Raw genomic sequence first — 12304 nt, 5'->3', positions numbered from 1 at the left:
CGCAGACCGACGGCCATCGGTTTGTGACGTCGCGCGTCGGCCGCGGAGCGCACTCCCGGGCACACTCGGCACGATCGAGGAATGACTCGCCAGATCCGCTTTAACGCCTTCGACATGAACTGCGTCGCCCACCAGAGCTCGGGCATGTGGCGCCACCCGCAGGACCAGTCCTGGCGCTACAAGGATCTCTCCTACTGGACCGATCTGGCGAAGCTGCTCGAGCGGGGCACCTTCGACGGCATCTTCATCGCCGACGTGCTCGGCACCTACGACGTCTACGGCGGCTCGAACGAGGCCGCGATCCGGCACGGCGCGCAGGTCCCGGTGAACGACCCGATCCTGCTCGTCTCGGCGATGGCCGCGGCGACCGAGCACCTCGGCTTCGGCATCACGGCCGGCACCGCCTACGAGCACCCGTACCCGTTCGCGCGGCGCATGTCGACGCTCGACCACCTGACCAAGGGCCGGGTCGGCTGGAACGTCGTCACCGGCTACCTGCCCAGCGCCGCCCGCAACATGGGCCACGAGGACCAGCTCGAGCACGACGACCGCTACGACGTCGCCGACGAGTACCTCGAGGTCCTCTACAAGCTGTGGGAGGGGTCGTGGGAGGACGACGCCGTGATCCGCGACCGCGAGTCCGGCGTGTTCACCGACCCGGCGAAGGTGCACGAGATCGGCCACCGCGGCAAGAACTTCACGGTGCCCGGCATCCACCTCTCGGAGCCGTCGCTGCAGCGCACCCCCGTCATCTACCAGGCCGGCGCCTCGCCGCGCGGGATCCGCTTCGCGGCGGGCAACGCGGAGGCGATCTTCGTCGCGTCCTCGACCAAGGCCGGCCTGAAGGCCACGGTCTCGCGGATCCGCGACGCACTCGAGGCGGCCGGCCGCGACCGCTACTCCGCGAAGATCTACACGCTGCTGACGATCATCACCGACGAGACCAGCGAGAAGGCGCACGCGAAGCACCGCGACTACCTCTCCTACGCGAGCGAGGAGGGCGCGCTGGTCTTCATGTCCGGCTGGATGGGCATCGATCTGTCGCAGTACGACCTCGACGAGCCGATCGGCAACGTGAAGAGCAACGCGATCCAGTCGACCGTCGCCAACTTCCAGGAGGCGAACGAGGACGGCAGCGAGTGGAAGGTCCGCGACATCGCCAAGCTCGGAGCGATCGGCGGGCTCGGCCCGTTCATCGTCGGCTCGCCCTCCGAGGTGGCCGACCACCTGCAGGAGTGGGTCGAGGACACCGACGTCGACGGCTTCAACCTCGCCTACGCGATCACCCCGGGCACCTTCGAGGACGTCGTCGAGTTCATCGTGCCGGAGCTGCGCCGCCGCGGCGCCTACCCCGACGAGTACGTCGAGGGCAGCCTCCGCCAGAAGCTGCACGGCCGCGGCGACCGCCTGCCCGAGGAGCACCTCGGCGCCGGCTTCCGCTACCGCGCGGACGCCTGACGCCCGGGTCTCGATACGCCGCGTGCCGCGGCTACTCGACCAGCATGGGGGGCATCGGGCGTCTCGAGATCCGCCCACCGCACGCAGAGAAGCACCCCGCCGCAGTGCGCGACGGGGTGCTTCTGTGCGTGGGCGAGGAGCGTCAGCCCTCGAAGGTGGCGTCGAGGGTGATCTCGACTCCGGTGAGCGCCTTGCTGACGGGACAGGTGTTCTTCGCGTCCTCGGCGGCCTTGAGGAACGCGGCCTCGTCGATGCCGGAGACCTCGCCGCTGACGACGAGGGCGATCTTGGTCAGCTTGAAGCCGCCGGCCGAGTCCGGGCCGAGCGAGACGTCGGCGCGGACGTCGAGGGCCTCGACGGTGCCGCCGGCCTGGCCCAGGACGGCCGAGAACTGCATGGCGTAGCAGGCGGAGTGCGCGGCGCCGAGGAGCTCCTCGGGGCTGGTCGAGCCGTTGGCGTCGTCGGCCGCGCGCTTGGGGAACGAGACGTCGTAGGTGCCGAGCTTCGAGCTCGAGAGCTCGACCTGGCCCTCGCCGGTCTCGAGCGAGCCGTTCCAGGCGGTGCGTGCAGAACGAGTGGGCATGGTTCCTCCTTCGGGACGGGGAGCACCTGCCGTACCGGCGCTCTCCCTTGGGGTCCCGAGCCTAGGGGAACGATCGTTCTCCTGCAATGCGCTGGCGCGGAACGTCGCCTGGGAAGGCGCCGGCTCAGTGCAGCAGCTTCAGCCCGATCACGCAGCCGACGATCCCCAGGACCAGCAGCGTGCGCACGAGCGAGAAGCCCTCGCCGCCGAAGAACATGCCGTAGAGCACGGTCAGCGAGGCGCCGATCCCGACCCAGACGGCGTAGGCCGTTCCGGTGGGCAGGTCGCGCATCGCGTAGGCCAGCCCGGACAGGCTGGCGACGACGCCGACTCCGAAGATCACGGTCGGCCAGAGGCGGGTGAACCCCTCCGACTTGCCGAGGGCGGTGGCCCACACGGCCTCGAGGACACCGGAGACGATCAGGACGATCCAGGACACGACGACTCACTCCTTCGAGTCAGTCTTGTCGTGCTGCCGGGTACTGCTCCCTCGTCCGGATCGCCGTCATCGGCTCCCGCCAGCCTGTCACCGCGCCCTGGGCAGGCCCTGGGCAGCGATCCGGTCGCGTCAGCGGTCCTCCTGGCGCGCCGCGTCCAGGCCGTGCGGCGCCGGATCCGAGGGCGTCGCCGCCGTCTGCGGGGCGACCCGCGAGCCGGACGACGACTGTGAGACCTCGGGCAGCTCCTCGGCGACGGTTCCCGCAGGCTCCGCTCCGCCGCGCAGCTGCTCGAGGCGGGACCGGACGATCACGGTGATCGGCAGGCGGTCGCCGTGCGCCTCCTCGTAGGCGAGCAGCGTCGTGAGCGCCTCCTCGTCGAGCGGGCGGATCCGCTCGGCGAGCGTGCCCAGCGGGATGTCGTTCCAGTCGGGCAGCGGCAGGTCCTCGCGAGAGGGGGTGTTCGACATGGTGTCTCCTTCCGTTCCCTCCATCCCACGCGATCCGGCGCGAGGAACGAAGGGGTTGACCGCGTCCGGTCACGCGTCCGTGCGGGCGCCCCGGCGACGGGTGATCAGGTGCAGCAGCACGCCGACGACGAGCAGGGCCCCGGCGGAGAGCCAGACCGTCGGCTCCTGCTGGCTGAGCAGGAGGACGCAGGAGGCGACCCCCAGCACCGGTATCGCGGTCCAGACCCGGAAGTGCTCGTGCTCGACGCGGTCGCGCCGCAGCACCAGCACCGACACGTTCGTGCTGATGAACACCAGCAGCAGGAGCAGCACCACGGTCTGCGCGAGCGTCGCGAGATCGCCGACGAGCGTCAGCAGCGCGGCGGCGACGGTCGTGACGGCGATGGCGACCCACGGCGTCCGCCGCTTCGGCAGCACCCGGCCGAGGACGCCCGGCAGCAGCCCCTCCTTCGCCATGCCGTAGGTGACACGGCTGGCCATGATCATCGTCAGCAGGGCGCCGTTCGCCACCGCGATCAGCGCGATGACGCTGAACAGCCAGGCCGGGACGCCCGCGCCGCTCGCGGTCACGACGTCGAGCAGCGGGGCCGAGGAGCCGGCCAGATCGTCGGCGGGCACGGCGATCGAGCTGGCCAGGCCGACCAGCAGATAGACGCCGCCCGCGGTGATCAGCGCGCCGAACAGCGCGCGCGGGTAGATCCGGCTCGGGTCGCGCAGCTCCTCGGCGATGTTGGCCGAGGTCTCGAAGCCGACGAAGGAGTAGTAGGCGATGATCGCGGCGCCGAGCACGGCCAGCACGGGCGCCTGCTCGGAGCTCAGCTCGACGGTCCGGCCGAGGTCGCCGCCGCCGGCCGCGACCATCACTGCGACGCAGACGATGACGATCAGTAGCCCGCCGACCTCGATCACGGTCATCACCGTGTTGCTGAGCAGCGACTCCGCCACCCCGCGAGCGTTGAGGCAGGCCACGAGCACCAGGAAGACGATCGCCGTCGGCACGGCCGGCACGTCGAGGAAGGTCCCGAGGTAGTCGCCCGCGAAGGCGAGCGAGAGGCCCGCGGCGCTGGTGACACCGGCCGCGAGCATCGCGAAGCCCACCAGGAACGAGACGATGGGGCGGCGGAAGGCCCGCTGGGCGAAGACGGCCGCGCCGCCCGCCTTCGGGTACTTGGTGACCAGCTCGGCGTAGGAGCCGGCGGTCAGCAGCGCCAGGCCGAGGGCGACCAGCAGCGGCAGCCAGACCGCGCCGCCGACCTCCGCCGACAGGGTGCCCATCAGCGCGTAGATCCCGGCGCCGAGGACGTCGCCGAGGATGAAGAAGTAGAGCAGCGGACCGGTGATGCGGCGCCGGAGCGACGTGCGCTTCTCGCCGGTGGAGTTCTGCCGGTCGGTCGCGCTCACGCGAGCACCCGGTGCCCGCTGCCGCGCTGCTGCGCGATCTCGGCGCCGACGCTCTCGGCCTCCTCGCGGGAGTCGTGGCGGGTGAGCGGGACGGCGGCACCCGCGATGCGGTTGTGCCAGCCGGCGTCGTCGGCGTAGGTCTCGATGGCGGCGATGCGGTCGCTGGTGGTCCCGGTGGTGTGCGCAGTCAAGGCGCCTCCGTCTCTCCCTGCCTCGCGGAGAGGCCGGGCCCACCAGACAACCCCGCGCCGCGGCATAGGCCACAGGGGGTTGACGGCCTCGAGCCTCGAGGAGGAGGGCTCAGCCCGCGACGGTGGCGGCCGGATCGAGGTGGTCGGCCAGCGCGTCGATCGCCTGATCCCAGCCGTCGTAGAACGAGTCGTCGCCCTTCTCGCCGTCGACGCCGGCCAGCTCGAAGGTCAGCCGGGTCAGCTCGCCGGCCGAGCGGATCGACACGGTCACGACGGGCGCGTCCGCGTCGCCGGGCTCACCCCAGGTGAAGACGAGCTTCTCGGGGGCCTTGATCTCGCGGTAGACACCGCCGGTCGGGTAGGTCTCCTCGCTCGCGGTGGAGACCATCGTGTAGGCGTACGTGCCACCGACCTTGAGGTCCACCTCGACCGTCTCGCGCGGAGTGGTCAGCCCGCGCGGGTGCCACCACTGGGCGAGCTCGTCGGGGTCGGTCCACGCGCTCCAGATCTCCTGGGGCGTCACGTCGAACAGTCGGGTGAGGGTGAAGCCAGCGTCGTCGGTCATGGTCGTGCTCCTTGCTGAGCGTCGGAAGAGGTGCGCGCGAGCGTACTCCGGGGGCCTCCGAGGCTCCTCCACTCGGTTCCCGGCGCGCAACCCGGGCCATGCTGGTCGAGGGAGAGGATGCGCGGCGCCCCCTTCATGCTGGTCGAGTAGCCCCGCAGGGGCGTATCGAGACCTGCCATCGTCAGCAGGGCGGGGCTGCAGACTCGCGTTCTGACGGTGGTGGATCTCGATACGCCCGCTCCGCGGGCTACTCGATCAACATGGGGGAGCTCGCTCCGCGGGCTACTCGATCAACATGGGGGAGCTCGCTGCGCGGGCTAATCGATCAACATGATCGATCAGCATGGGGCGTCCCGGGTCAGCTGCCGAGGCGGCCTGTCAGGCGGCGGTGGAAGCCGGTGCTGCGCTCGTCGAGGCCCTCGATGGTGACGGTGGCGCCGTGGTCGCGGTACTTCGTCTCGATGGAGTCGAGGGCGGCGACGGTGGAGGCGTCCCAGATCTGGGCGCGGCCGAGGTCGATCACGACGGCGGACGGGTCGTCGGAGTAGGCGAAGCGGTCGACGAGGTCATTGCTGCTGCCGAAGAAGAGCGGGCCGGTCACCGTGTAACGGACGGACGCGCCGTCGTCGGCGACGGCGCGCTCGACCGCGATGACGTGGGCGACGCGGCGGGCGAAGAGGATCATCGCCAGGATCACGCCGACCAGCACGCCGAGCGCGAGGTTGTCGGTCGCGACGACGACCACGACGGTGACGACCATCACGAGCGTCTCGGGCACGGGCATCCGGCGCAGGGTCGAGGGGCGGAGGCTGTGCCAGTCGACGGTGCTGATCGCGACGATCATCATCACCGCGGCCAGCGCCACCATCGGGATGCGGCCCATCACCGAGCTGAGCCCGGTGACCAGCGCGAGCAGGAAGACGCCGGCGACGATCGTCGAGATCCGGGTGCGCGCGCCGCCGGTCTTCACGTTGAGGACGGTCTGGCCGATCATCGCGCAGCCGGCGATGCCGCCGTAGAAGCCGGCGAGCAGGTTCGAGACGCCGAGCGCCCAGGACTCGCGGCCCTTGTGCGAGGGGGTGCCGGTCATCTCGTCGACGAGCTTGGCGGTGAGCAGCGTCTCCATCAGGCCGACGAAGGCGACGCTGAGCGCGGTCGGCAGGATCAGCTGCAGCGTCGCGAGGTCCAGCGGCACCAGGAACGGGGTGATGCCGGGCAGCTGCCCGGTCAGCGGTCCCTCGTCGGCGACGTCGGGGACGGCCAGGTTCGCGAGGATGACGACGGCCGTCACGACGACGATCGCGACGAGCGGGGCCGGCACCGCGGTGGTGAAGCGGGGCAGCACGAAGATGATCAGCAGGGTCGCGGCGAAGAGCGCGTAAGCGATCCACGGCACATCGATCACGTGCGGCACCTGCGCGAGGAAGATCAGGATCCCGAGCGCGTTGACGAAGCCGATCATCACCGAGCGCGGGATGAACCGCATCAGCCTCGCGAGACCGGCGAAGCCGAAGACGATCTGGATGACCGCGGCGAGGATCACCGTCGCAGCACGTACTCGACGCCGTGCTCCGAGACGAGCGGCGCGATGACCAGCGCGACGGAGCCGGCGGCCGCGGTGATCACGCCGGGGCGTCCGCCGAGGATCGACATGGTCAGGGCGAGGACGATCGAGGCGACGAGGCTCACCATCGGGTCCACTCCCGCGACGACCGAGAAGGAGATCACCTCGGGCACCAGCGCGAGCGTCGTCACCATGCCGGCGAGCACCTCGCGGGAGAGCTGGCGCGGCGAGCGGAGGGCGTCGAGGACGGTGATCGCGCGGCGCGGGGCGGCGGGCCCGGCGGGCAGGCCTGCGGCGGGGGAGGTGGGGACGGACACGACGGCCCAACCTACCCCGGCCGTCCCGGCCGCCCGACCCGCCCCGGCCGCTCTAGAGGATGAAGAGCATCTCCTGGTAGGTCGGCAGCGGCCACAGGTCGTCGGCGATGAGCCCCTCGATGGTGTCGGCCGCCTCGCGGACCGCCGCCATCGCCGGGATCAGCGCGGCGCGGGCGTGCTCCGCCTCGTCGAGGGCCGTGTGGCCCGGCTCCGCGGCGAGCGCGTCCTTCAGAGTGGCGAGCGCCGCGCGCAGGTCGGCGATCGGCGCACTCACCTCGTGCAGCGGCGCGAGATCCGGCTCCACCCCCGCAGCCTTCAGCGCGCCGACGTTCAGCGCGACCTCGGTCTGGTGCCGCACGGCGGCCGGCAGGATCGAGGTCGTGCCCATCTCGAGCGTGAGCCGCGCCTCGACGCCGACCGAGAGCGCGTACTGCTCGAGGCCGATCTCGTAGCGGCTGTGCATCTCGCGGTGGTTGAAGACCTTGTACTTCTCGAAGAGCTCGAGGGCGGAGTCGGTGATCAGCTCGGGCAGGGCGTCGAGCGTCGTGCGCAGGTTCGCGAGGCCGCGCTTCTCGGCCTCGATCGGCCAGGCGTCCGCGTAGCCGTCGCCGTTGAAGACGACCGCGCCGTGCTCGGTGATGATCGCGGTCAGGAGGTCCTGCACCGCGGTGTCGAAGTCGGTGCCGGCGGCGACCGCGGTCTCGAGCTCGGTCGCGGCGAAGTCGAGCGATTCCGCCATGATCGTGGCGATCGTCACCATCGGGCCGGCGACCGACTGCATCGAGCCCGGCGCGCGGAACTCGAAGCGGTTGCCGGTGAAGGCGAACGGGCTGGTGCGGTTGCGGTCGCCCGGGTCGGTCGGGAGGATCGGCAGGGTGTCGACGCCGATCTGCATCGCGCCGCGCCCCTTCGACGAGGTCGCCGGGCCCTTCGCGAGCTGCTCGAAGACGTCGGCGAGCTGGTCGCCGAGGAAGATCGAGATGATCGCGGGCGGGGCCTCGTTGGCGCCGAGGCGGTGGTCGTTCGAGGCGGAGGCGACGGAGGCGCGCAGCAGCCCGCCGTAGCGGTGCACCGCGCGGATGACCGCGGCGCAGAAGACCAGGAACTGGGCGTTCTCGTGCGGGGTGTCGCCGGGGACGAGGAGCGAGCCGAGCTCGCTGTTGCCGAGCGAGAAGTTCACGTGCTTGCCCGAGCCGTTGACTCCGAGGAAGGGCTTCTCGTGGAAGAGGCACTCCATCCCGTGCTTCTTGGCGACCGACTTGAAGGTGGTCATCAGGAGCTGCTGGTGGTCGGCGGCGATGTTGCCGCGCTCGAACATCGGGGCGATCTCGAACTGACCGGGAGCGACCTCGTTGTGCCGGGTCTTCGCGGGGATGCCGAGCTTGAACAGCTCGCGCTCGGTGTCCATCATGAAGCCGAGCACGCGCTCCGGGATGGCGCCGAAGTAGTGGTCGTCGAACTCCTGGCCCTTGGGCGGCTTGGTGCCGAAGAGGGTGCGGCCGGCGTTCAGCAGGTCGGGGCGCGCGAGGAAGAAGTGCCGGTCGATCAGGAAGTACTCCTGCTCCGGTCCGCAGAACGAGACGACGGGCTTGGGCGCGACGTGCCCGAAGAGCTTCAGGATGCGGACCGCGTGCTCGCCCATCGCCTGCTGCGAGCGCAGCAGCGGCGTCTTGTGGTCGAGGGCCTCGCCGGTCATCGAGACGAAGACGGTCGGGATGCAGAGGGTGTTGCCGTTGGGGTTCTCGAGCACGTAGGCCGGGCTGGTGACGTCCCAGCCGGTGTAGCCGCGGGCCTCGAAGGTGTTGCGGAGCCCGCCGTTGGGGAAGCTCGAGGCGTCGGGCTCGCCCTGGACCAGCGTCTTGCCGGCGAACTCGGCCAGCGCGGAGCCGTCGCCGACCGGCTCGAAGAAGCTGTCGTGCTTCTCGGCGGTGAGGCCGGTCAGCGGGTAGAAGACGTGCGCGTAGTGGGTGGCGCCCTTCTCGAGGGCCCAGTCCTTCATCGCCGAGGCGACGGCGTCGGCGACCAGCGGGTCGAGCACGGCGCCGTGCTCGATGGTGGCCATGACCGACTTGAAGACCGACTTCGGCAGGCGCTGCCGCATCACGATCGTGCTGAAGACGTTCGAGCCGAAGATCTCGCCCGGAGCCTCGGTCTGGTCGAAGACGACCGCGGGCGGGACGTAGGCTTCGACGTCCTTGATCGCGTCGCGGCGGACCGTGTTCCCACTCATGTGTGCCCCGTTCAGCGGCGTCGTGCTCCGCGCCGACCGCGGAGACCGTGGCCAGGCTAGGGAGCGCAGATGCCGGGGCTGTTTCGGGGCCGTGACGTTCTGCTCCGGCCTGTCGCTCCCGCGCGTCTGCTTGCATGGGGGGATGAGCCTGCAGCGGACCGACGTGCTGGTCGTCGGCGGCGGACCGGTCGGCGTGCTGCTCGGCGCGCTGCTCGCCCGCCGCGGGGTCGACGTGCAGGTCTGGGAGCGGCGGACCGCGGTGCCCGCCGGCTCGCGGGCGATCGGCATCCATCCGCCCTCGCTCGACGCGATGGCCGAGGTCGGCGCGACCGAGCGGATCCTCGCCGAGGGCGTCCGGGTCGCCGAGGGCGTCGCGGTGAGCCGGCGCCGGGTGCTCGGGGCGCTGTCGTTCGCGCGGGCCTCGCGGACGCATCCGTACGTGGTCACCCTCGATCAGCACCGCACCGAGTCGATCCTGCGCGAGCGGCTTCGCGAGGTCGCGCCGGACGCACTGCGCTCGGGCGTCACGCTGACCGGGCTAGCCCGCGGGCGCGACCACGTCGACGCGACCGGGGCGGATGAGCACGGTGCGCCGGTGACGGTCCGCGCCGCCTTCGTCGTCGGCGCGGACGGGGCGCGCAGCGCGGTGCGCGAGCTGCTCGGGATCCGCAGCACGGGCCGCGACTACCCGGACTCCTACGTGATGGGCGACTTCGCCGACCCGGAGCCGGCCGCGCGGGCGTCGTCGGCGCTCGTCGACGTCGGGCCGGAGGGCGTGGTGGAGTCGTTCCCGCTGCCGGGCGGGCGGCGGCGCTACGTGGCGCTCGCCGGTGACGATCTGGTGGCGCCCGCGTGGCGGCCGGATGCGGCGCCCGATCCGGTCGCCGCCCTGGCGCTCAGCACCGTGGTGCGGGCGCGGACCGGCGCGGAGCCCGACCCGGCGACCTGCACGATGCTCAGCGGCTTCCAGGTGCGGCGGCGGGCGGCGGAGCGGATCGGCGTCGGGCGGGTGGTCCTGATCGGGGATGCGGCGCACGAAATCAGCCCGATCGGCGGGCAGGGGATGAACCTGGGCTGGCTGGACGCGGCCGAACTCGCGCCGCTGCTCGCGGACGCGGTGCGGAGCGGTTCGGCAGGGCCGTTCCCCGCGTTCGCCCGGCGGCGGATGCGGGTGGCCCGGCGGGCGGCGCGGCAGGCCGAGCTGAACATGGCGGCGGGGCGGCCGGCCGGCGGCGCGGGGCTGCTCGGGCGCGAGGGACTGCTGCGGGCGCTGCTGGCGCTGCCGACCTCGGACCTGCTGGCGCGGGTGTACTCGATGCGGTGGTCGTAGGGCTGCTGGTCGGGCTGCCGGGGCTGCTCAGGCGACCAGCCGCGCGCCCGCCAGGCCGAGCTCGACGACGAGGACGAGCGAGGAGGCGATCACCAGGCGGAACAGCGTGCGGGTCGGCGGGCCGGTGAGCACCAGGCGGATGCCGGCGGCCGCGAGGACGAGGACCGCGACGGTCGCGACGACGGCGAGGACGACTCCCGCGCCGCCGACCGGATCGTCGCCGACGACCTGGCCGAGCAGCACGAGCACCGCGCCGAGCATCAGCGAGCCGAAGGCGACGACGCCGGAGAGCCGCAGGCCGAGGCGGTGCGGGAAGCCGCGGACGCCGGTCGCCGCGTCGTCGACGAGGTCGGGGAGCACGTTGGTGCAGTGGATCGCGAAGCCGAAGACCGCGCCCGTGGCGATCGCCCACCAGGCCGGCAGCTGCCCGCCGCCCGCCGCGACGGAGACGACGGGGAGCAGCCCGAAGGCGACGAGGAACGGCACGACCGAGAACGCGGTGCGCTTGAGCCCGGCGTCGTAGGCCCAGCCCGCGGCGACGAGCACGAGGTGCGCGACGGCGGCGACCGGCCCGAGCAGGAGCGAGAGCACGACGGCGACGGCGGCGGTGCCGAGTGCGGCGGCGCGGACCTCGCCGACGCTGATCCGGCCGAGCGCGACGGGCTTGTCGGTGCGGCCGACGGCGCGGTCGCGGTCGGCGTCGATCCAGTCGTTCGCCAGCCCGATCGAGAGCTGCCCGGCGAACACGGCGAGCGCCACGAGGACGACGATCCCTGCTGCGTGCCCGGACGCGGCGGCGAGCACGGTCGCCAGCACGGTGACGGTGACGGTCGGCCCGGGATGCGACGAGGCCAGCAGGAGGCGCACCCGGGACGTCATCCGGCCAGCCTACGGCGGGCGTGCGCGCGGCAGCACGGGGCGACAGGGCGGGCAGAGGAAAACCCCGGGTCAGTAGCCTGATACCGGGGTTCCCGTGTCGTGGCCAGAGGGACGTGTCGCCGCGGCGATATCGGTCATCAAAGGCTCTCGATGGATCGATTGTACGCCGGGAGGGCGGAGGATGCCGAGCAGCGCTGGACCATGGGTCGTCGAATGGCTCACTGTCGAGCGCTTCGCGAAATATGTGCGGGCTGCAGGGGGTGACCACGCTCGCGCTCTCGCCTTCTACGAGTGGAACGCGCGCCTGTCGGCGGAGCTGCTCCACGACCTCGGTCACCTCGAGGTAGGACTGCGGAACGCCTACGACCGAGCGCTGCTCGCCCACCCTGCCATTCACGGCCGCGACTGGATCGAGCAAGCGACGTATGAGCAACTACTGCCCGTGCACCTGGCTCTCGACTCTCACGGTGTGCCTCAGGACAAGAACGCGACCCCGCGCTCCGCGATCAAGACCGCCCGCAGGTACGCGAGGTACACCGCCGGCGGGCGGACGCCCCGCGGCAAGGTCATCGCGGAACTGATGTTCGGCTTCTGGACGTACCTCTCGGACGGGCTCCACGAGAAGACGCTCTGGGTACCGGCCCTGAATCGGGCGTACCGGCCCGGCACCGATCGTGTGAAGATCCATGCCGCCCTTACGGACCTACGAGATGTCAGGAACCGTCTCGCTCACAACGAGTCCGTGTTCGACCGCCGTCCCGAGAACATCCGTCGCTCGCTCGTCTTCGTCGCCCGCTCGCTCTCCCCGGACCTCGGAGATCAGATCGTCAGTACGAGCCGAGCGTCGGACACGATCTCCGCACGTCCGTGACCGGGGCC

Annotated in this window: 11 protein-coding genes, 1 pseudogene and 1 riboswitch; of the genes and pseudogenes, 3 read left to right on the top strand and 9 right to left on the bottom strand. The window is 71.6% G+C overall.

The features are described from left to right. Positions 1 to 81: 81 nt before the first annotated feature. A complete protein-coding gene (locus HQQ86_RS16755; RefSeq protein ID WP_173289357.1) occupies positions 82 to 1458 on the top strand; it encodes an LLM class flavin-dependent oxidoreductase in 1377 nt (458 codons plus the stop codon). 142 nt (positions 1459 to 1600) lie between these two features. Here HQQ86_RS16755 and HQQ86_RS16750 read toward each other — a convergent pair whose 3' ends face one another. The 8 genes and pseudogenes from HQQ86_RS16750 to HQQ86_RS16715 all read right to left on the bottom strand — a co-directional run bounded on the left by HQQ86_RS16750 (position 1601) and on the right by HQQ86_RS16715 (position 9216). Further along, a complete protein-coding gene (locus HQQ86_RS16750; protein WP_123444486.1) occupies positions 1601 to 2041 on the bottom strand; it encodes an OsmC family peroxiredoxin in 441 nt (146 codons plus the stop codon). A gap of 124 nt (positions 2042 to 2165) precedes the next feature. Then, positions 2166 to 2480, bottom strand: a complete 315-nt coding sequence (locus HQQ86_RS16745; RefSeq protein WP_173289356.1) for a multidrug efflux SMR transporter — start codon at positions 2478 to 2480, stop codon at positions 2166 to 2168. Between the two features lie 13 nt (positions 2481 to 2493). After that, positions 2494 to 2559, bottom strand: a riboswitch (guanidine-III (ykkC-III) riboswitch). A 50-nt stretch (positions 2560 to 2609) separates the two neighbouring features. After that, on the bottom strand, positions 2610 to 2948 hold the full coding sequence (locus HQQ86_RS16740) for a hypothetical protein (RefSeq protein WP_173289355.1): 339 nt from the start codon (positions 2946 to 2948) through the stop codon (positions 2610 to 2612). A gap of 69 nt (positions 2949 to 3017) precedes the next feature. Then, a complete protein-coding gene (locus HQQ86_RS16735) occupies positions 3018 to 4349 on the bottom strand; it encodes an APC family permease (protein WP_173289354.1) in 1332 nt (443 codons plus the stop codon). Next, positions 4346 to 4540: a DUF2188 domain-containing protein gene (locus tag HQQ86_RS16730; protein WP_173289353.1), complete on the bottom strand. Its 195-nt coding sequence runs from the start codon at positions 4538 to 4540 to the stop codon at positions 4346 to 4348. The genes HQQ86_RS16735 and HQQ86_RS16730 overlap by 4 nt, the downstream gene beginning before the upstream one ends. A 109-nt stretch (positions 4541 to 4649) precedes the next feature. Continuing rightward, entirely contained in the window at positions 4650 to 5105 is a 456-nt protein-coding gene (locus HQQ86_RS16725) for an SRPBCC domain-containing protein (protein ID WP_173289352.1), read from the bottom strand. A gap of 358 nt (positions 5106 to 5463) precedes the next feature. Beyond that, positions 5464 to 6956, bottom strand: a pseudogene (locus HQQ86_RS16720) (SulP family inorganic anion transporter). Positions 6957 to 7038: 82 nt separating this feature from the next. Continuing rightward, positions 7039 to 9216 carry a glutamine synthetase III gene (locus HQQ86_RS16715; RefSeq protein WP_173289351.1) on the bottom strand — a complete coding sequence of 726 codons (2178 nt, stop codon included), beginning with the start codon at positions 9214 to 9216 and terminating at the stop codon, positions 7039 to 7041. A gap of 142 nt (positions 9217 to 9358) precedes the next feature. Here HQQ86_RS16715 and HQQ86_RS16710 point away from each other — a divergent pair, with 142 nt between their 5' ends. Continuing rightward, the gene (locus HQQ86_RS16710) at positions 9359 to 10546 is read left to right on the top strand and encodes an NAD(P)/FAD-dependent oxidoreductase (RefSeq protein ID WP_254072142.1); all 1188 of its coding nucleotides are present in this window, start codon (positions 9359 to 9361) and stop codon (positions 10544 to 10546) included. A 27-nt stretch (positions 10547 to 10573) separates the two neighbouring features. Here HQQ86_RS16710 and HQQ86_RS16705 read toward each other — a convergent pair whose 3' ends face one another. Then, entirely contained in the window at positions 10574 to 11425 is an 852-nt protein-coding gene (locus HQQ86_RS16705; RefSeq protein ID WP_173289350.1) for a UbiA family prenyltransferase, read from the bottom strand. 181 nt (positions 11426 to 11606) lie between these two features. On the opposite strand from HQQ86_RS16705, the gene HQQ86_RS16700 reads away from it, so the two are divergent. Further along, positions 11607 to 12296, top strand: coding sequence for an Abi family protein (locus HQQ86_RS16700; RefSeq protein WP_173289349.1), 690 nt, complete (start codon positions 11607 to 11609; stop codon positions 12294 to 12296). Positions 12297 to 12304: the final 8 nt, after the last annotated feature.

The organism is Rathayibacter sp. VKM Ac-2857 (assembly GCF_013205025.1).
Lineage (GTDB): Bacteria > Actinomycetota > Actinomycetes > Actinomycetales > Microbacteriaceae > Rathayibacter.
The sequence above is the reverse complement of the archived record's forward strand: the minus strand, read 5'-3'. Positions and strand labels throughout refer to the sequence as shown.

What these genes read in the sequence shown, in the direction of transcription:
- HQQ86_RS16755 (WP_173289357.1), top strand. Translation starts at nt 82, where the DNA reads ATGACTCGCCAGATCCGCTTTAACGCCTTCGACATGAACTGCGTCGCC.
- HQQ86_RS16750 (WP_123444486.1), bottom strand. Translation starts at nt 2,041, where the DNA reads ATGCCCACTCGTTCTGCACGCACCGCCTGGAACGGCTCGCTCGAGACC.
- HQQ86_RS16740 (WP_173289355.1), bottom strand. Translation starts at nt 2,948, where the DNA reads ATGTCGAACACCCCCTCTCGCGAGGACCTGCCGCTGCCCGACTGGAAC.
- HQQ86_RS16725 (WP_173289352.1), bottom strand. Translation starts at nt 5,105, where the DNA reads ATGACCGACGACGCTGGCTTCACCCTCACCCGACTGTTCGACGTGACG.
- HQQ86_RS16715 (WP_173289351.1), bottom strand. Translation starts at nt 9,216, where the DNA reads ATGAGTGGGAACACGGTCCGCCGCGACGCGATCAAGGACGTCGAAGCC.
- HQQ86_RS16710 (WP_254072142.1), top strand. Translation starts at nt 9,359, where the DNA reads ATGAGCCTGCAGCGGACCGACGTGCTGGTCGTCGGCGGCGGACCGGTC.
- HQQ86_RS16705 (WP_173289350.1), bottom strand. Translation starts at nt 11,425, where the DNA reads ATGACGTCCCGGGTGCGCCTCCTGCTGGCCTCGTCGCATCCCGGGCCG.
- HQQ86_RS16700 (WP_173289349.1), top strand. Translation starts at nt 11,607, where the DNA reads ATGCCGAGCAGCGCTGGACCATGGGTCGTCGAATGGCTCACTGTCGAG.